Annotated in this window: 14 protein-coding genes; 10 read left to right on the forward strand and 4 right to left on the reverse strand. The window is 51.1% G+C overall.

All coding sequences use genetic code 11. The features are described 5' to 3' along the window. The first annotated feature begins 79 nt into the window (after positions 1–79). A complete protein-coding gene (locus KDM87_RS09920; protein WP_212678926.1) occupies positions 80–2062 on the forward strand; it encodes an OPT family oligopeptide transporter in 1983 nt (660 codons plus the stop codon). A gap of 50 nt (positions 2063–2112) precedes the next feature. On the opposite strand, the gene KDM87_RS09925 is transcribed toward KDM87_RS09920, so the two are convergent. The 3 genes from KDM87_RS09925 to KDM87_RS09935 form a co-directional block, all read right to left on the reverse strand. Then, entirely contained in the window at positions 2113–2838 is a 726-nt protein-coding gene (locus KDM87_RS09925) for a tRNA-uridine aminocarboxypropyltransferase (protein WP_212678927.1), read from the reverse strand. A gap of 59 nt (positions 2839–2897) precedes the next feature. Next, positions 2898–3791, reverse strand: coding sequence for a TIGR01777 family oxidoreductase (locus KDM87_RS09930; RefSeq protein WP_212678928.1), 894 nt, complete (start codon positions 3789–3791; stop codon positions 2898–2900). 161 nt (positions 3792–3952) lie between these two features. Next, entirely contained in the window at positions 3953–6007 is a 2055-nt protein-coding gene (locus tag KDM87_RS09935; RefSeq protein ID WP_212678929.1) for a TonB family protein, read from the reverse strand. A 251-nt stretch (positions 6008–6258) separates the two neighbouring features. Between KDM87_RS09935 and KDM87_RS09940 the strand changes: the two genes are divergently transcribed. From KDM87_RS09940 to KDM87_RS09970, 7 genes are all read left to right on the forward strand, one after another. Beyond that, the gene (locus tag KDM87_RS09940; protein ID WP_212678930.1) at positions 6259–7218 is read left to right on the forward strand and encodes a 4-hydroxyproline epimerase; all 960 of its coding nucleotides are present in this window, start codon (positions 6259–6261) and stop codon (positions 7216–7218) included. Positions 7219–7341: 123 nt separating this feature from the next. Then, positions 7342–7908, forward strand: a complete 567-nt coding sequence (locus KDM87_RS09945) for a response regulator (RefSeq protein WP_186883074.1) — start codon at positions 7342–7344, stop codon at positions 7906–7908. A 146-nt stretch (positions 7909–8054) separates the two neighbouring features. Then, positions 8055–10808 (forward strand): hybrid sensor histidine kinase/response regulator, encoded by a 2754-nt coding sequence (locus KDM87_RS09950; RefSeq protein ID WP_212678931.1) that lies wholly within the window; start codon positions 8055–8057, stop codon positions 10806–10808. Positions 10809–11083: 275 nt separating this feature from the next. Beyond that, positions 11084–11584, forward strand: coding sequence for a chemotaxis protein CheW (locus KDM87_RS09955; protein WP_212678932.1), 501 nt, complete (start codon positions 11084–11086; stop codon positions 11582–11584). Between the two features lie 62 nt (positions 11585–11646). Beyond that, positions 11647–13311, forward strand: a complete 1665-nt coding sequence (locus KDM87_RS09960; RefSeq protein ID WP_212678933.1) for a methyl-accepting chemotaxis protein — start codon at positions 11647–11649, stop codon at positions 13309–13311. Positions 13312–13487: 176 nt separating this feature from the next. Next, the gene (locus KDM87_RS09965; protein WP_212678934.1) at positions 13488–15635 is read left to right on the forward strand and encodes a sensor domain-containing protein; all 2148 of its coding nucleotides are present in this window, start codon (positions 13488–13490) and stop codon (positions 15633–15635) included. A gap of 71 nt (positions 15636–15706) precedes the next feature. After that, the gene (locus KDM87_RS09970) at positions 15707–17284 is read left to right on the forward strand and encodes a methyl-accepting chemotaxis protein (RefSeq protein ID WP_212678935.1); all 1578 of its coding nucleotides are present in this window, start codon (positions 15707–15709) and stop codon (positions 17282–17284) included. A gap of 61 nt (positions 17285–17345) precedes the next feature. Here KDM87_RS09970 and ylqF read toward each other — a convergent pair whose 3' ends face one another. Next, positions 17346–18278 carry a ribosome biogenesis GTPase YlqF gene (ylqF, locus tag KDM87_RS09975; RefSeq protein ID WP_212678936.1) on the reverse strand — a complete coding sequence of 311 codons (933 nt, stop codon included), beginning with the start codon at positions 18276–18278 and terminating at the stop codon, positions 17346–17348. Positions 18279–18631: 353 nt separating this feature from the next. Between ylqF and KDM87_RS09980 the strand changes: the two genes are divergently transcribed. Both KDM87_RS09980 and KDM87_RS09985 read left to right on the forward strand, forming a co-directional pair. After that, complete coding sequence (locus KDM87_RS09980) at positions 18632–19069, forward strand: hypothetical protein (protein WP_212678937.1); 438 nt, start codon at positions 18632–18634, stop codon at positions 19067–19069. Between the two features lie 151 nt (positions 19070–19220). Continuing rightward, positions 19221–19490: a DUF2798 domain-containing protein gene (locus tag KDM87_RS09985; protein WP_212678938.1), complete on the forward strand. Its 270-nt coding sequence runs from the start codon at positions 19221–19223 to the stop codon at positions 19488–19490. Positions 19491–19529: the final 39 nt, after the last annotated feature.

Below are 19529 nucleotides of genomic sequence, written 5' to 3' on the forward strand. Positions count from 1 at the left end.
GTTGATAAAACTGGCAAATATCTATGCCTGTCATTTGCATGCTGATGCGGTTGGTATCCTATTTCATCCCGGAGACACAATGGCGCTGCAACAATTATCTGAAGAGCAGGTACGCACCTGGACCCGAGCTCAGAAAGACGAGTGGTGGTTCAAGAATATTTATCGTGGCGATATGCCACAGCTGACGTTTCGTTCAGCACTCACTGGTTTTTTATTGGGCGGCATACTGGCTGCGACAGCGCTGTATATCGCCGCTAAATCCGGTGTGAATATCGGCGTAGGTCTGACTTCCGTGATTCTGGCCTTTGCCCTGTTCCGGATTTTATCCAAAACCGGCATCGCCAAAGACTTTACCGTTCTCGAAAATAACTGTGCGCAATCAATCGCAACTGCCGCAGGCTATATGACCATGCCTATGGTGGCACCGATTACCGCTTACATGCTGGTAACAGGAAAAATTATTCCCTGGTGGCACATGATGATCTGGATGGTAGTGTGTTCTGTGCTGGGTGTGCTCGTCGCTTTTCCGTTGAAACGGCGCTTCATTAACGAAGATCAGTTACCGTTCCCGGAAGGCCGTGCTTGTGGCGTGGTGCTCGACACTTTATATTCCGGTGATGGTAAAGAAGGCATGCGCCAGGCCAAACTGCTGGGTCTGACGACGCTGTTTGCTGGCGCGTATCAGTTCCTCATCAGCGACGGCTGGATGCGCTTGCTGCAATTCAAACTGCTGCAAATGGATAAATGGGCAGGTATGAAAGAAGCCTGGCATCTGCAGGAAAGATTTGACGAATACTATTACATGGCAGCCGTGAAATTTGATTTATGGGTGCCAAAAATCCTGGGTATCGATTTCCGTACACTGGGTTTGCGCTTTACCGTCGATGCCGCGATGTTTGGCGTCGGTGGTCTGATGGGTATCCGGGTTGCCAGCAGCCTGTTGTTCGGCAGCTTGCTGAATTTTGCTTTGCTTGGCCCGTTGATGATACGTCAGGGTGATATCGTCCAGCGCATTGCCCCCAGCGGTAAAGTCGTACCGATTTCACGTGTTGAAATTCTGAATCAGTGGGGTCTGTGGTGGGCGGTGTCGATCATGGTCGTCGGTTCTATCGTCACGCTGGCAGCAAAACCGGAAATTTTCACGGGCTTATTTAAATCTTTCGGCAAAAAGAAAGACAGTGGCAACAGCAATGATTTGTTGAAAAATATCGAATTGCCGCTGATGATTTCCTATGTCGGCATTCCGGCTTTCAGTATGCTCGGTGCGTGGCTGAATTTCAGCTTTTTCGGCGTGCCTATGGTATTGACGTTCGCGGCCTTACCATTGGTTCTTCTGCTGTCTGTAATTTGTGCGAACTCGATGGCACTGACATCATGGACACCTACCGGCGCGCTCTCAAAAATCACCCAGATCACCATGGGTGCAATCGACAGAGTCAACCCGGCCAGCAACATGATTCCGGCCGGGATGACCGCCGAAGTGGCGTCGAATGCCTCTAACCTGTTATCCGACATCACGCCGGGTTACATGCTGGGTGCAAAACCTCGCCAACAGGCGATTGGTCACATCATCGGCATTATTTCCGGCGCACTCGCTTGTGTGCCGATTTACTATCTGCTGTTTTTACCTGCGGATGCTCAGGGTGTACGCGATACAGCAAGCATCGTCAGCGATCAGTTTTCACATCCATCCGCAATGCAGTGGAAGGGTATGGCAGAACTGATTGCCAAGGGCATCAGCAGTTTGCCGACTTCAGCAGTCATCGCGATGGCGATTGCAGCGATTGCAGCGGTGGTCATCGAAGGCGCTAAAATCGTCACCAAGGGTAAAGTGCCATTGTCAGCAGTAGCGATAGGTCTTGGCGTCGTCTTACCGCCGGATGCTTGTCTGGCGATGTGGATGGGCGCTGCAGTGTTCTGGTGGATGGGGCGCAAGCACACGGTCAAAGGCACGGCTGGCCATCAATTCTGGGTCGAAGGCTGCGAGCCTATCTGTGCCGGTCTGATTTCGGGTGCGGCATTGATGGGCATCGGAAATGCGATCATCAATGTGCTGATGTAAGAACTGACGCATTGGTCTATCAAAAAGCCCCGCATCATGCGGGGCTTTTTTTACCTGAAGTTTGCCGGAATACGGCCGATTTGCTGATCGACGAATCCATCGAACGCCTGCAACAATCGGTGATATTTGTCTTCCTCGTTTTCCAGTCGCATCAAAGCATACGCGCAGGCTTCCAGACTCGATAATTGATCTGGTTTATGCGCTTTACGAATCCGGTAATGCGACGCTGGCATCCGTTCCAGACTCAGACGTGGCAAGGCTTGCAGCACGGGATTCAGATACAGCATTTTGCGACTTTTACGCCAGGTCGCATCAATAATCACCAAGCGGAGTCCTTGTATTTGCTCACTCTCCTGATATTTTTCGGCGACAGGCAAGGCCAGGTCTATGGCTTCGATGAGAGACGTATCAGGATAGAGCAACACAGGCCGGATTTGTGCCACAGGCCGCGTATCAGTTGAGACATCCGCCGCTATATCTGCAGCTACATCCTCAGCTCTATCGGTAACGGCATCGGCGGGTGCGTACAAGGCCTGCATCAGGGCCTCTCCGGCAAAAACTTCACCAGTCAGAACACGTGAATGCTGCAAACATAAATCCAGCAGACGCACGCTGCCTTTCGGATTATTCACTTCCAGAGGATGCTGCAGTATCAATACCTCTACCCCATTATTCACAGGCACGATCCAGTTGCAGATACAAGCAGATTGCGGGCGCAGGCAGCGCTGACAAATCGCACGTTTACCTGATGCAGGGGAAATCACAGAAAAATTCATGCAAGAAGACAGTTCATGCGAATACGGTACAGACTGAACTGGCTGATACAAGACATCGATCAAAGCAAGTCATGCAACGCTTCCGCCAGATACGGATACTGAAATTCGTAGCCTAACTCGGCAACGTGCATGGGCTGCACGCGTTGCCCGCCAGTCAGTAACTCCGCCATGTCACCCATCGCCAGTTTCAGCAAAAATGCCGGCGCAACAAACAATGCGGGGCGGTGTAACGCGCTAGCCATGGTCTGTGTGAATTCGCGGTTCGTTATCGGATGCGGTGCCACCATATTGTATGGCCCTGCCGCATTTTTATCGTCCAGTAAATAGCGCACGATGGCCACGTAATCCTGCACATGAATCCAGCTCATCCATTGTTTGCCGTCTGCAATTCGAGCCCCCAGAGCGAGACTGAATGGCAGATGCATTTTTTTCAGGATGCCACCTGCTGCATCCAGCACCAGACCTGTACGTAGGATACAAACACGAATACCCATGTCTGCCGCCCTGCCAGCGGCCGCTTCCCAGTCGGCACACAAACGAGCGCCAAAATCTTTACCCACTCCGGCCTGCTCACTCAACAACTGATCACCACCATTACCATAAATGCCAACCGCAGAACCGCTCAGAAAAACCTCAGGCTTGAAATTGGCAGCAGAAATTTTTTGCAACAGCTTTTCAGTCAAGGCGATACGGCTGTCGCGTAAAACTTTTTGCCGTGCTGAGGTCCAGCGTTTATCAACGATAGGTTCACCTGCCAGATTAATCACCGCATCAAACTCGGTATCGACGTGATATTCATCCAGCGATTGCATCGCGTTGACGGCATTACCGCACAAAGATCTGACTGTTTCAGGATGACGGCTGAACACCGTCAGCACGTGTCCGTGCTCCAGTAAGGACGAGCATAAACGGCGACCGATTAACCCGGTACCACCTGTGATCAGAATACGCATATCAGCCTCATTAAATATTTTTTCATCAGAAGATCTCGCAGAACTTTCCCATCGCCGTTTTCAGTTCACAATGCGTCACTATCAGCGCTGAACAGAACAACTGCAAACAGCAATGGCGGCGATCAAACAAAAGTGCGTCAAAATATCAGCATCAGCGACGATCAGCGCAACTCTTCGAGTATGCGCAAACCATCATCAAAATTCCATACGCGACGCACTTCTATCACATCATATTGTGCAGCGATATTCGGTGGAAATGCAGCGTACTTGGCGTTGATACGAACAATATTACGCACAGCCTGATCCAGATCAGCACGCCCGCTCGATCGGTGTATCGTAATTTCCTCAACACTGCCATCGCTGCGAATCGCGACCGTGACAACAGGATCGCCGCGCGCTTTATCGCGTGATGTCTGTGAAAAATTCAGATTCCCGTTTCTTTCGATTTTTTGCTTCCAGCTATCGATGTACATACGCAGTTGGATATCTTTTTCCGCACTGCCTAACACACTGCGACGGCGTGGCCGTTCTTCAGTATCGGCACGCGGCAAAGGTGGCGTGCCACGCAATAAATCCAAACCACGCGCCTGTTCGCGCGAGCGGTTCGCCAGATCGCTGCTGAGTAAGCTTTGTGGCAAAACAAATGCCGCCGTTTTGTCACCACTTCCCACGGCATTGCTTGCGGCTGATCCTGCAGAATTACTGTGACTACCGGACATATTGCTCTTGCCGACAGCACTATTGCCATCTGCCTTACCAGCAGACATAGGGTGATCATTCGCACTCGCCAGCTTATTCGTACCACCAGCTTTTGCCACAGCGATAGCAGCCTGTTCGCGTTGCTGCGCCAGCGCCTGTTCAGTCTGTTGAGCCTGCTGACGGGCATTTTCGGCACGCTGCATTTCGAGACGTTCTTGTTGTCCTTTTTGCAGAGCTTCTTGTGCTTGCTGTTGCGCCCGTTGTTCTGCCAGCTTTTCCATTTTCTGGCGTTCCTGCAATTCCTCATTTTTTGCCTGAGCAATTTGCATTTCCATCTGCTGTTGTTTGCGCAACGCCTCTTCGCGTTGTCGCTTCAATTCTTCCTCGCGCTCCTCTGCCTGCTGGCGGGCGGTGAGCATGGCAGTCTGGCGCTCTTTGCGTTGTTGTTCGCGCTGAGCAAGCTCAGCCTGCATTTGCTGCTTCAGGCTGTCATCAACAAGTTTCATCTTATCGATACCTTGCAGCGCGGTTGCAGCCAGCACGCTGGCATTGGCTTTGCTGGCTTCTTGCAAAATACGTTGCTGTTGTCGCTCGGCTTCCTGTTGTTGTCTCAGTGCCAGCGCAGCATCAGCCTCTGCGCGCACGGCTTCAGCAAGTTGCTTGCGGCTGGCTTCTTCCATCTGCTTCACACTTTGTTGCGTGGAGGCAGGTGCCGCAATTTTTTCTTGCAACAACTCTCTCGTCGCCTGCAGTATTTTTTCTTCGCGCCGTTCACGCTGCTGCGCATCCGGCTCAAAGCGACTGACAGCGACCGGCGGCAGATCAGCCGACGCTTCATCTGACTGGCTTACAGGGTCGGGAAACATTCTCTGCTCGACGTTCTGCGTCAGCTCTTTCTTGTTTTCTTCCGGATCACGAACCGCGACGCTGAAAGTGTCGGTTCTGAAATTATTCTGGGTAATAATGTCCGGCACATCAACTGCGACAACCCCTGGTGGACGTGGCATAGCAACAGGTATCCGGGTCACAGATTTTTTCGCTTTCGCGGCTTTGGTGTGGGTCTTTTTCTCCGGCACAGGTACGCTGACAACGGCAACCCGCGGTGCCAGCAACTGTATTCCGCGCGCCGTCGTTGATTTCGGCGCATCAGCTATTACCGGTGCGGGTACGGAAGCCAGCGGTGCCGCAGAAACTATGGATTCCTTTGATGGTGAAACGGTGTTCGTTTCAGCTTTCAGGTTGGCACCAGCAACAGGATCAGAACGGGTCACGTCAGCAGACGCTGCTGTCGTGGCTGCCGCAGGAACAACATCGGCAATTTGCACACTAAGTTCAGGTGTTTCTGCACGGCGTTTATCCCAGGGGACTTCCAGACCCGGTAAGCCGACACCCGGTAAACCAAACTGCAAAGACAGGATGAAAGCATGCACCAACAAAGAAATCAACAAGCCGCCAGTCAGGCGTTTTTTAATCTCATCAGGTAATTGATGTTCAGTTTTGGCTGGAAACAGATTCATGCAGCAGATAGTGGAAAATTCAGCTAAATTGCAAGTTAATCAAAAACCGGGAACTGGCGATGTTGTCTTATGATGTGCTCTTCGCCAAGCCTCATTATCGCATGCTCAGCAATCCATATTGTTGCAGATTCTGACCTGAGAATTGCATGCGTTTTTCGGAAAAAAAAATCAAGGTTCCGGATAAAACAAACGTCAGGCCTTTATACTATGGCACCATACCATCACTGATATCCGCGCGCAGAAAGAAACGCATGTTGAAAAAAATCTCCATCATTGATTCTCACACCGGCGGCGAACCCACCCGCATTATCGTCGGCGGCGGCCCTGAATTAGGTCATGGCTCGCTCGCTGAGCGTCTGCAAATTTTTCGCGACAAGTTTGACCACTATCGCAGTGCCACCGCTTGCGAACCGCGCGGCTCAGATGTCGTCGTCGGCGGACTGGCCTGCACACCTGCCGATCCGTCTTGTATCGCAGGGATTATTTTCTTTAACAATGTCGGCTATCTCGGCATGTGCGGTCATGGCATGATCGGTTTTGTTGCCACTCTCGCCCATCAGGGAAAGATCAACGCCGGGCAACATTGCATAGAAACACCGGTCGGTATCGTGAATGTAGAATTACATGACGATCACAGCGTCACTGTGCACAATGTTCCCGCTTATCGTTACAGAACCGCTGTCAGCGTGGATGTGCCGGGGATAGGCAAAGTCTGCGGTGATATCGCATGGGGTGGTAACTGGTTTTTCCTGATCAATCAACATGGACAGGAATTGCATCTGTCGAACGTAGAGCGGCTGACCGACTACGCATGGCGCGTGCGACAAGCATTGGAAGCCAGCCAGATTACCGGCGAGAACAATGCACTCATCGATCATATTGAATTGTTCGGCGCCGCGACCAAAGCGAATAATCACAGCAAGAACTTTGTACTCTGCCCCGGCAAAGCCTATGACCGTTCACCTTGCGGCACCGGCACCAGCGCCAAGCTTGCTTGCCTCGCGGCCGACAATAAACTGGCACCGGGTCAGCTATGGCGTCAGGAAAGCATTATCGGTAGTGTCTTCGAGGCCTCGTATCAGTTGCCAGCCTCACCTGAGAGTCAGGCAAGCGGACAGATATTGCCCAGTTTACGCGGAATGGCCTTTGTTAACATGGAGGCAGACATACTGCTGAATGAGGAAGATCCGTTTGTCTGGGGCATACGCTGATACGCTCGTGCTTCGCAGTCAAAGCACGCAGACAGAGGGCGACAGAAACATTATTTTATTTCCCTAAATCAATAAAGTGACATAATTGGGCGCATCTGTAACATTATTGAATCAATCGTTTTTATGACTGAAGACTACAAAAAGAAACCTTACCTGACGCCGAATGAAGTCGCGCAATGGATGATGGTGTCGCCAATTACTGTGCGTAGCTGGGCGCAACGGGGTTTATTGCAGGCCGAAGTCACGCCGGGTGGACATCGCCGTTTTCGTCTGGAAGAAGTCGAACGCTTTGCCCGCCAGTGGAATCCTGCCGGAAACAAAGGACCACAGCGAATCCTGATCGTCGATGACAATAAAGCTTTCGCTGGCTTCCTGATGGAATTGCTCGGTGAAGGCGAGCAGCCCATGGTGGTAGAGGCTGCCTACGATGGCTTTGATGCCGGGCGTAAAGTGCATACTTTTTCCCCGGATATCGTATTGCTCGACCTGATGATGCCGGGCATCAAAGGTACCGAGGTCTGCCGTCAGATCAAAGAAATACCGGGGCAAGCCAATGTCAGGATTATCGCCATGAGTGGATATCTGAGCCCGGAAAACGAAGCGGAACTTCTCTCCGTCGGTGTGGAATGCTGCTTTTCAAAACCTATCGATACCGCACGTTTGTTTCAGGTCATAGGTTTCAACATCTGACCATGTCAGAATAGGCTCCATACGTCGATACATTCTCCATCGATAATCTTCTTTCCGCTTCGCTTGAATTATTCTTACGGTCATGCCGACGATGAATAAAACTGATGCCACGATGAACGTTGAATGCCCGCCGAATGAATGACATCATGCTTATCCCCGGAGTAGACGCGAAGCACAAGCTGTTAAGCCGTCAGTTATCTCTGGTCGCGGTCTTTGTCGTCTTATTTTTGCTGGCGATGGTGTTGCCTCTGACGAATATTCATATTCCGCACCAGTATTATCTTCCCCTGCATACCTTGCTGGAATTTGCGGCCATTCTGTTTGCGTTTCTTATTTTTGCAGCCGTCTGGCACACACCGGAAAAAGAAGTCTCCACGTCGCTGCTGCTGATCGCCGTCACTTTGCTCGCCGCTGGCTGGCTCGATTTTGCGCATGTCATGTCCTACAAAGGAATGCCTGATCTGATCACGCCATCCTCGCCACAAAAGTCGATTGCCTTTTGGCTTTTTGCGCGGATACTGTTCGCCGGTATTATTTTGTTCATCAGTTTTTTTCCCAATCTGCATCCTCCCGGACGGCGCTTCAGATATACCGTGCTGGCCGCATTCAGTGTCATTAACCTGGGGATTTTGTGGCTGGTCTTTTTTCAGGAAAGCAGCCTGATCATTACATACAATGAAAACATCGGATTAAGCCAGTTCAAGATCGTCACTGAATGGCTGATCACCGCAGCGCTATCCATCGCCGCCTTTCGTTACTACCGTCTCGCACGCGCATCTGGTCAGGAATTCTCAACACTGATGTTCGCGGCGATTACCATCGCGGCGATGAGTGAATTTTTTTTTGCAGACTACGTCGTCATCAGTGACACATCGAATTTAATCGGACATTTTTACAAGGTCGTCAGTTATGCGCTGATTTACCGTGCGATGTTTGTAGTGATTGTGCGCAAGCCATATCAGACGCTGGCGATGCATGCGGAAACCGTACAAAAAATCAATGAAACTTTACGTTCGCAAGCGATGGCACTGGAGTCATCCGCAACACCGATTTTTCTGACCGACGAAAATGGCGTACTGCGCTGGAGAAATCCGGCATCACGTGCCATTCTTCCTCCCGATGCATCGGAAGACGCTGGACAGGCCTGTTTATTTTCGGCACCGATCACACCTGATCCCAGGATCGCAGCAGAATTAAAAAAGACCGTTGAGGCCGGACGTATCTGGCGTGGTGCAATCACCATTACCCGAACTAACGGCGAAAGCTTCATCATCAATCGCACCGTCACACCGCTGCTGAACGACAATGGGATTATTGAGGGATATGTTTCGGTTGGCGAAAATGTGACGGAAAGCACGAAAGCCTTATTACGGCACAAGCGCGTGCTCGATACCGCGATTGATGGCTTCGTCATCGTTGATGCCAAAGGAAATTTGCTTGAAGTCAACGAAGCCTACGTGAAAATGTCCGGCTATTCCATGGAGGAATTGCTGACAATGGGCATCAATCAATTGCATGTCACGCAGAGTGCTGAAAACGCCCAAAATCATCTGCAAAAAATCAGGACACAATATCGCGACCAGTTTGAAACGCATCATCGCCATAAAGACGGGCATATTTTCCGCGTTGAAGTTTCTGTGACTTACGATCCGGAATCCAGACATTTCTTTATTTTCACGCGTGACATCTCTGAAAGAGAGAAAGCAGAATCCGTCAAACAGGAACTGGAAAGACAATTGCAACAGTCGCAAAAGATGCAGGCGCTGGGGCAATTGACGGGTGGCATTGCGCATGATTTCAATAATATTCTGGCCGCGATTCTTGGCTATTCGAATCTGGCGCTGGAACGCTTCGTGCCTGACAAACAAAGCAAACTGGCGATCTATCTGAAAGAAGTCATCACGGCCAGCGAACGTGCGCGGGATCTGATCGCCAAAATGCTGACCTTCACCCGCACCCAGGCCAGCACAGGCGTGAATCTGATTTCTCCTGCCTCGGTTATACACGAAGTGGTGGCGATGATGTTGCCGTCGCTGCCTTCCAGCATACAGTTGCAAAGCCATATCGAAGATGATCTGTGTATCCGTATGGACGCTGGAGAATTAAGCCAGATCCTGTTGAATCTCGTCATCAATGCGCGCGATGCAATTGATACCCATGGCGTGATTGATATTCATCTGCACCAGACAGAATTACACGGGGAAATCTGCGCCATCAGTCAGCAAAGGTTAACAGGCAAATACCTGGCGATCGATGTCTCAGACAATGGCGGCGGCATCTCACCCGAAAATATGTCGCGCTTATTCGATCCTTTTTTTACAACTAAGGAAGTGGGTAAAGGAACCGGACTGGGTTTGTCTATGGTACAGGGCATACTGCGACGCTCAGACGCCCATATTTTGGTGGAATCCGGTGCTAACCTCGGAAGCCGCTTCCGGCTGCTGTTTTCCATCGTTCCAGCATCAGAATGCAAATCACTAGCCGCAAAAAATTCCAGTGCAGAAGGTATCACCGGCACCGGACAACGTATCTGGGTCGTTGATGACGAACCCGCCGTCGGCGGATTTTTGCGGGAACTGTTAACCGGTGCCGGTTATCAGGTGGAATTATTTACTGATCCTTACAAGGTGATGAATGCACTCGCCAACGAAGAAGTTGCCATCGACTTACTGATCACCGATCAGACGATGCCAGGCATCACTGGTGTGACCCTGGCTCGCTATCTGCACAGCATGCAACCCGATTTGCCAGTGATATTGTGCACTGGATACAGCGATGGCTTAGACCGCGATGAAGCCCTGCGCAAAGGAATAAGGCATTACTTCACCAAGCCAGTTCCCGCGGCGGCACTACTGACAACCATCGCTGATATTTTCAACATCAACAGCGAAAAACCTTGATGTAAAACAACACACACTTTGTAATCAGAGATTCTCCCGCAAACAACAAATCGATAAATTCGATTGACTCGATATAATCAAAAGCCTTAGCATTGCCATCTGGAAATAAATTCTGTGCTGTTATCACACTAACAGCGCGATTCTGATCCGATATTTTCCTCAACCTATCTGCCAGCTGAACACCACTATCCTCACAGGTGAGCAACATGCTTTGCCGCATGGTCGCTGTATCAGATGAAAAGAGAAATATCTTTCACTGAATGCGAAGGATAGTGATGCAACTGAGCGACAACATCAACACCACCCAGAACCCCGTCGCAGCACTGGGTTCACTGGAATTTCTGGCATTCACGCTGGGCAAAGAAGAGTACGGCATCGATATTCAGCGAGTGCAGGAAATTCGCGGCTACGAAGCAGTGACACGGATTGCCAATGCGCCGGACTTTATCAAAGGGGTCATCAATCTGCGCGGGGTGATCGTGCCCATCGTCGATATGCGGATCAAATTCAATCTGGACAATCCGGCCTACGATGAATTCACCGTTGTGATTATTCTTCACGTCTGCCAGCGGGTGATAGGCATGGTCGTCGATAGCGTTTCCGACGTCATCAATCTGGTGCAAGAACAAGTCAAGCCAGCACCCGATATCGGCTCGCTCAATACCGGCCATTTAATTGGCGTCGGCACATTAGATGACCGCATGCTGATTTTGATCGACATAGACAAACTCATTTCCAGCAGTGACATGGGTTTAATAGAACAGCTCTCTGAATAATTTTCGCCATCGAATAAAGACAGACGAGCCCGTATCAACTCACTCACCTGAAGAGAATACAAATGAATATGAATATGAAAGTCGGCACAAGATTAGGCATAGGTTTTGGTATCGTCGTCATGTTATTGATCGGCATGACCTTGTTTGGCATTAATCGCATGAGCTCACTCAACGACGGCACCAGTCTGCTGGTCAACGACCGTTACCCAAAAGTGGTGCTCGCCAATGAAATACTTGATGGCATTAATTTCAATGCGCTTGCGATGCGAAATTTACTGATCACCGAAGATCCGGAAAAAATTAAAGCAGCACTCAGCGAAATTAAATCTAACGTTAGCCGAGTTGGTGAAAAAATTGCCCAGCTGGACAAAACGATTTCGACTGAAAAGGGCAAGCAGGTTTTCAATGACGTGAAAGAAGCGCGCAGTAAATATGCAGTGACTCAAAACGAGTTTCTGAAGTTAATCGGCGACGGAAAAAAACAGGAAGCGGGTGAATATCTGTTGTCGTCCGTTGTGCATGCGCAGACTGGCTATTTTTCTCAGGTACAAAACCTGATTACGCTGATTGGCACCATCATGGTCAAAAGCGGCGAAGATGCTGAGAAAAATTATCAGAACAGCAGAAATATGCTATCGGGTATTGCGATCATCGCGATTCTGCTGGCGTGCAGCTTCGCTTACTGGACAACCCGCAGCATTACCCGCCCCTTGAATCAGGCGGTGCAAATCGCCCGCACCATTGCCGATGGCGATCTCACCAGCAAGATTCAAGTCGAATCCAGCGATGAAACCGGGCAGTTGCTGCAAGCGCTGAAAGATATGAATAACAGCCTGGTCAGAATCGTGTCGCAGGTCAGAACAGGCACTGACACCATCGCTTCCGCGTCAACACAGATTGCCGCTGGTAATCTCGATCTGTCGTCACGCACCGAGGAGCAGGCCAGTTCATTAGAAGAAACCGCTGCATCGATGGAAGAGTTGACCAGTACCGTCAAGCAGAATGCAGACAATGCACGTCAGGCGAATCAACTCGCAGCAGAAGCGTCTGATGTGGCGATCAAAGGTGGTGATGTGGTCTCTGAAGTGGTCAGCACTATGTCATCTATCAATAATTCTTCGAAAAAGATCGTTGATATCATCAGCGTCATTGATGGCATCGCATTCCAGACCAATATTCTGGCACTCAATGCCGCTGTCGAAGCAGCGCGTGCCGGCGAACAAGGCCGCGGTTTCGCCGTCGTTGCCAGCGAAGTGCGTAATCTGGCGCAGCGCAGTGCGGCTGCCGCAAAAGAAATTACGGTGTTGATCGGCGATTCTGTCGATCAGGTGTCGGCAGGTACGCTGCTGGTCAACAAGGCTGGCACGACGATGAGTGAAGTCGTCAACAGCGTTCGCCGCGTCACCGACATCATGGCGGAAATTACCGCAGCGAGCCATGAACAAAGCACAGGAATAGAACAGGTCAATCAGGCCATCGCGCAGATGGATGAAGTGACGCAACAAAATGCTGCGCTGGTTGAAGAAGCGGCTGCGGCAGCGGCTAGCCTCGAAGATCAGGCAAGCAATCTGTCGGAACTGGTTGACGTATTCCGGATAGACAGCACACAGATCGTGGCAACCCCAGCCAGTACAGCCAGCACGGCGGCATCGCACACGCAAAAAGCCACTGCAGCCGTACGGCGTTCGCCTATGCAGAATCCGGCAAAACGTCTGACTAACACTTAATTATCCTGGCCGGGGCTCGCGCTTCACTCGCATTTCACACGCGATGCCCTGCGACTGATCGTAACGGGATTCCGGAGAAACGCGGCATGACAGCGCCCTCTCCGGTTCAATCGTATTGCATGAAGAAATAAACTATACGAGGTGAATGTGATGGCCGGACAGAACAGAAGCTGATCATGATAGCCAGACTGCTCAAGAAAACACCTGAGGCCGATACGACATCATCAGCGCCAGCATCACTGTCCTCGCACGCCATCAACACACCGGAAAATACCGGGTCTGGCAGTTTGCTGCAACCGTATGCAGACAGTATCGTCGCCAGCCTGAATGTGGGGCTCATCGTTATCGACGAAGCGCTGCTGGTGCTGAGCGTGAATGATTGCGTCTGCAAAATTCTCGGGCTGGATCATGCCAATCCGATGGCAGGTCAGCATTTGCGCACATTGTTACCGGCACTCGAATCTCCGCAGGTTTTACATCCGTTTCTGTCGGGTAAAACAGGGAAACGTTATCTGAGTATTCCTCACGAAAAGAGCCAGTTGCGCATCACGCTCACGGATATCGTTGGCGACCATGCGCAACAACACGCACTGATCACCGTCGAAGACATCACCGAAGAGCATCGCTTACGCGAAGAGACGCTGGCCAATGCCGCACACTACCGCAATCAGGCCTCGTTGCTAGATAAAGCCAGCGATGCGATTATCGTCATTGGTATTAATCATCATATTTCGTACTGGAATAAAGCAGCAGAAAAACTGTATGGCTGGACATGCGACGAAGCGCTTGGTAATTCACCGGAAAATTTATTATGGGATGATGAAGCCGCGTTTAATGAAGTAACACGTCTAACGATAGAAAACGGGGAATGGCGCGGTGAGATTTCACAGCGACATAAAGATGGCACACCATTCGTTGTGGAGAGCCAGCGCACGCTGGTCAGGGATGAAAACAAGCGGCCAAAATCGATACTCATCATCAATACCGATATCACCGAGCGCAAAGCGACAGAAGAAAAAATCCGTCATCTGGCTTTATACGACAGCCTGACCAGACTGCCAAACCGCACGCTGTTCATGGACAGGCTGCGGCAAGCGATCAGCAATGCCAGCCGTTATCAACGACGATTGGCAATCCTGTTCCTGGATCTGAATCGCTTTAAAGAAATCAATGATACGCAAGGCCACGATGTCGGTGATCAGGTCTTGATACAAGTCGCGCAGCGTTTTGAAGCAACCCTACGCGGCGAAAAAACACTGGCGCGGCTGGGCGGTGATGAATTCATCGTCGTGACCGAAGTTGAAGATCAGGTTGCCGCAGCGATGATAGCAGAGCGTCTGCAACAGACGTTGCTGGCACCGCTGCGCCTCGGTAATGATCATTTTTCAGTCGGCGTCAGCATAGGTTTATCGTTTTATCCTGAAGACGGTGACAATGCCGATGACCTGATGAAGTGCGCTGACATCGCCATGTATAAAGCAAAAACGACCGGCGCAGGTTATATCGCTTATCAGGCGAAAATGAGTGCCGATCTGAATGAACAGATGCACATTGCCAGAAATCTGAATCAGGCAATGAACGCGGACAAATTAGAATTGTATTACCAGCCCAAAATCAATCTGAAGACAGGCGAGATTGACGGCGCGGAAGCCTTGTTGCGCTGGAACGATGCAGAGCGTGGCTGGATCAGCCCGGCACAGTTTATTCCGATTGCCGAAGCGCGCGGCATGATGGCGCAGTTAGGCTTGTGGGTACTCGAACAAGCCTGTCGTCAGATTTGCACGTGGCAAGCAGCGGGCTACCATTTTCATGGCCGACTGGCGATCAATCTGTCAGCCCAGCAACTCAGCGATCCGGAACTGGCTGACAAAATCCTGCAAACCGTGCTGAATGCAGGTCTCAGTCCGGCATGCATAGAACTGGAACTGACCGAAAGCAGCCTGATGCATAACGTCGCGCAGTCTATCGATATTATGCAATCCCTGAAAAAAATGGGATTTGCATTGTCGATTGATGATTTTGGTACTGGCTATTCTTCTCTTTCCTATTTAAAATGTTTCCCTGTGGATACATTAAAAATTGATATCTCTTTTATTCGTGACATGCTCAATGAGCATCACGACCATACCATCGTTACCACCATCATTGGTATGGCGCGTAACCTCGGCCTCAAAGCGATCGCCGAAGGAGTAGAAACTCTGGAGCAGGCAAGCAGCTTGCTCAAACTCGATTGCGATCACGCGCAGGGATATTACTTTGGACGCCCGGAACCTGCGCAGATATTTGCCGCGCAGTGGCTGCGATGTTCAAGCGGCATCGCGTGAAATAAAAAAAGTCAGCCGGACTATGTATCCGGTTATCCGCCTCTCTCTTCACAAGCAGAATAGAAATTACTATGCGTCTTAACACGCCAGTCACCAATCACGAGTATGTCCTCAGCGATACAGAAACCATTGTATCCACCACCGATCTGCAAGGTAACATCACTTATGCAAACCCTTATTTCGTTCAGGTGAGCGGTTATACCGAAGATGAATTAATCGGTCAGCCGCAAAATATTCTGCGCCATCCGGATATGCCAGCCGAAGCATTTGCCGATTTATGGGCCACCATCAAAAGCGGACAGCCGTGGACCGGCATGGTCAAAAATCGCTGCAAGAACGGTGATTTTTACTGGGTGCTGGCGAATGTCACGCCTGTCGTCGAAAATGGTCGTCCGGTCGGCTATATGTCGGTGCGGACGAAACCGGGACGTGAACTGGTGCAGCAAACCGCGGCCTTGTACAAAGAAATCAAAGCGGGGAATCCGCGTAAAGTTAAAATCAGCCGTGGCAGTGTCAAACTGACCGGCATCGCCGGTGTGTGGAATGCTTTGCGTTATCTGTCACTGCAGCAGCGCGCCAACTGGAATCTCGGTATTCTGATCCTGCTGATGAGTGCCATGCTGGTGCAGAATCTGTTTTTTAGTTCAGATTCTTCCGGCTGGCTGACGACCTTGTGCGCCACCGGTATTGTGATCGCACTCAATTTCTGGCACGCCTTGCATCGCGCCGTGATCGTACCTTTGCATCAGGCGCTGAAAGCCAGTCAGATCATGGCGGGCGGCGATCTGACGCAAGAGATCGACAGTCACGGTAAAGATGATATGGGTCAACTGCTGCGTGCCTTGCGCCAGTTGAATATCAATCTGTATTCGATAGTCGGTGATGTCCGCCGCAGCTCTGACCAGACCAGCATCGCCACCAGCGAAATCGCCGCCGGTAATATGGATTTATCAGAACGTACCGAGTCGCAGGCGGCTGCGCTGGAAGAAACCGCCTCCAGCATGAACCAACTGGCTGCCACCGTCGATCACAATACGGCGCATGCAGTGCAAGCAAACCAGATGGCAGGCGATGCCTCGGTCGTCGCGGACAAAGGCGGCGCCATCGTGTCGCAGGTGGTCTCGACGATGAATGACATCAATACTTCATCGAAAAAAGTGGTCGATATCATCAGCCTGATAGAAGGTATCGCATTCCAGACGAATATTCTGGCGCTCAATGCGGCCGTTGAAGCGGCGCGCGCTGGCGAACAAGGGCGAGGCTTCGCCGTGGTTGCCACCGAAGTGCGGCATCTGGCACAACGCAGTGCAAACGCCGCAAAAGAAATCAAAGATCTGATTCAGCTCTCTGCCGAAAAAATTGATGCGGGCACGTCTTTGGCCGGAGCCGCTGGCGACACCATGCGCGACATCATCAGCTCAGTACAAAATGTCCGCAATGTCATGGGTGAAATTGCCTCGGCATCACGCGAACAGAGTGCCGGTATTTCCAAGGTGAATGCCGCCGTCCGTCACATGGATGATGTGACCATACAAAATGCCGCGCTGGTGGAAGAAGCTGCTGCTGCCGCCAACAGTTTGCAAGAGCAAACCATCAAAGTCGTACAGGCACTGGCGGTGTTTAAGCTGGATAAAAAAATACGCCGCTGACACTTGCGGACGCGGCGTAGTCTGAATGATCTGCCATCGTTAATCTCAACGATGGCACGGATTACTCTTGCTCGTCGGCTTCCGGCTCCATACCGGTTTGCACACTCTTACCCTGACCGAGCAATACCGGCGGCACATAAGTCGCCAGTAAATGTTCACGGCTGGCGGGCGTTTCGAGGCTGATACGACCCAAAGCGCCGCTGCGGTAATCGAGCAGCAAGGTATGCGAGGCTTTTTCAAAATCCCAGTCGCCACCTTTAAGTTTGTAGCCGCGTTTTTGTGCGATGCCTTCGATCACCGCCACCGCATCCATGCCTTCCAGATTGAAGCCGTAGCGTGTCACCAGCGACTTCGGATAGTGAATCAGCAATTGCTCGGCGAGGAAAGTGGCGATCTCTTCTTCGATCAGCGCATTGATACCGATCGCATGGCTGGCCGCCAGCATCAGGCCATCGGTAGGATGTTCGATCTTCGGCCACAACATGCCCGGCGTATCGGTCAGGATCATATTTTTACCGAGATACAGGCGTTGCTGGGTCTTCGTCACCGCTGGTTCATCGCCAACGTTGGCAACACGTTTTTTCAGCAAGGCATTCATCAGCGTCGATTTACCGACGTTAGGAATGCCCATGATCATCATGCGCAAAGGCTTGGTTGGTACGCCGCGATGCGGTGCCAGCTTCAGCGCAAAACCCGGCACCTTAGCGACATCGGTCGGCTTTTTACAACTCATCGCGACCGCAAACACGTCTTTCTGGGCGTTGTAATAATCCAGCCAGAATTTAGTGGCATTCGGGTCGGCCAGATCGGCTTTATTTAAAATTTTCAGGCAAGGGCGTTGGCGGAAAACGCGCAGTTGCTCCACCATGGGATTGCAACTCGCTTGCGGAATGCGGGCATCCAGCACTTCTATCACCAGATCGGTGTTTTCCATGGTTTCCGCCGCCTTCTTGCGGGCAGCGTTCATGTGGCCGGGGAACCATTGTATCGACATGCGTATTCTTCTTATGAGCAAAAACAAAGCGATATTGTACGGAACTCTGCCCTGCTCCACGCAGATTCTGCGCAGAAGTTTGTGTTTTACCCCGGGAATCTGCATAAATAAGGGGGTATATGCGATTTTCGCCCTAATCTCTACGTAAATAAAGGGCTTTTAAATATACTCCCCCCAGTATTTTTTGGCCTGATACAGCCGGAAAACCTCATTCTGCGCCACTGAGCGCAACCGATATGCTGATCGCTGTTATGAGGCAATGATGCGACAATGCGCTGGCAGTTTTTCGTTTATATTGTGATGGTGCCGGTCAACATCCGGCAGCACCTGTCTTCTCCACATCGCCAGGAAAAATGATGCCGTCCACCACCAATCTGCTGACACGCCTGCCGCAAGGCCTTGCGGCTGTACTGTGCAGCGCGCTGCTATCCACCACAAGCTACGCCGAGACCATGATCAAAGAACCTGCGAATTCCAGCGATCGCCAGCTGACAGAAAAAATCATCCGTCAGTTATCGCCCTGCTTTCAGACGGTCGGCGTGACACAGGCTGCGGCTCATGCTTTTCCGCAAGCAACCGCTTTACCGCCGGATAGCGAACTCGTCGTCGTGACTGCGATGCCGGTGACAGGCCCGAAAATTTCAGACAGTTACCATTACACGCTGGCCTTGCATCAGTCTCGCCAGCAAGTATTCATCAAACAAGTTGGTGGTATCGGCGGTCTGCGAAAAGTATTCGGCCCGATACCGGTTGATAGTCGCTGTCAGCAGGAAGGCAGCGGCGAGAAGTAAATCGTCCTTTGTTTCCACGACGTGAGCAGTTGCAGCACACGAGATACTTTGGCGAGGTTGTCTGCCGTTCTGTCGTCGTCACATCCATAACAAGAAAACCTGCGATGATCTGGCTTTACCGACAGATCATCAATCGCATTTTTGGATTTTTATGCCCTCGACACCATTGCGCAGACCCTACACTTTTCCAAAACTGCCAGCACGTTATGCCGGTATCGTCATGCCCTTCTTTTTGTCCGTCATCATGACCTGCATCGTCTCCGCTATCAGCACTTTGCGCAGCGTCGGTCTGGCAAATAATTTCGTCGTGATGTGGATGGGCTCATGGGGAATTTCATGGCTGGTGGCATTTCCCGTGTTACTGCTGATACTGCCTGTGGTCAGAAAAATGACGGCGATGGTGGTCGCACCACATCCCTGACGCATCAAAGACCGCGAAAAAAAACGCCCATGCAGGCAG

The sequence above is a fragment of the Cognatundibacterium rivi genome, assembly GCF_018139565.1.
Lineage (GTDB): Bacteria > Pseudomonadota > Gammaproteobacteria > Burkholderiales > Burkholderiaceae_D > Undibacterium > Undibacterium rivi.

Bases quoted from the DNA above. Each gene is read 5' to 3' on its own strand.
- KDM87_RS09920 (WP_212678926.1), top strand. From the start codon at position 80: ATGGCGCTGCAACAATTATCTGAAGAGCAGGTACGCACCTGGACCCGA.
- KDM87_RS09925 (WP_212678927.1), bottom strand. From the start codon at position 2,838: ATGAATTTTTCTGTGATTTCCCCTGCATCAGGTAAACGTGCGATTTGT.
- KDM87_RS09930 (WP_212678928.1), bottom strand. From the start codon at position 3,791: ATGCGTATTCTGATCACAGGTGGTACCGGGTTAATCGGTCGCCGTTTA.
- KDM87_RS09935 (WP_212678929.1), bottom strand. From the start codon at position 6,007: ATGAATCTGTTTCCAGCCAAAACTGAACATCAATTACCTGATGAGATT.
- KDM87_RS09940 (WP_212678930.1), top strand. From the start codon at position 6,259: ATGTTGAAAAAAATCTCCATCATTGATTCTCACACCGGCGGCGAACCC.
- KDM87_RS09945 (WP_186883074.1), top strand. From the start codon at position 7,342: ATGACTGAAGACTACAAAAAGAAACCTTACCTGACGCCGAATGAAGTC.
- KDM87_RS09950 (WP_212678931.1), top strand. From the start codon at position 8,055: ATGCTTATCCCCGGAGTAGACGCGAAGCACAAGCTGTTAAGCCGTCAG.
- KDM87_RS09955 (WP_212678932.1), top strand. From the start codon at position 11,084: ATGCAACTGAGCGACAACATCAACACCACCCAGAACCCCGTCGCAGCA.
- KDM87_RS09960 (WP_212678933.1), top strand. From the start codon at position 11,647: ATGAATATGAATATGAAAGTCGGCACAAGATTAGGCATAGGTTTTGGT.
- KDM87_RS09965 (WP_212678934.1), top strand. From the start codon at position 13,488: ATGATAGCCAGACTGCTCAAGAAAACACCTGAGGCCGATACGACATCA.
- KDM87_RS09970 (WP_212678935.1), top strand. From the start codon at position 15,707: ATGCGTCTTAACACGCCAGTCACCAATCACGAGTATGTCCTCAGCGAT.
- ylqF (WP_212678936.1), bottom strand. From the start codon at position 18,278: ATGTCGATACAATGGTTCCCCGGCCACATGAACGCTGCCCGCAAGAAG.
- KDM87_RS09980 (WP_212678937.1), top strand. From the start codon at position 18,632: ATGATGCCGTCCACCACCAATCTGCTGACACGCCTGCCGCAAGGCCTT.
- KDM87_RS09985 (WP_212678938.1), top strand. From the start codon at position 19,221: ATGCCCTCGACACCATTGCGCAGACCCTACACTTTTCCAAAACTGCCA.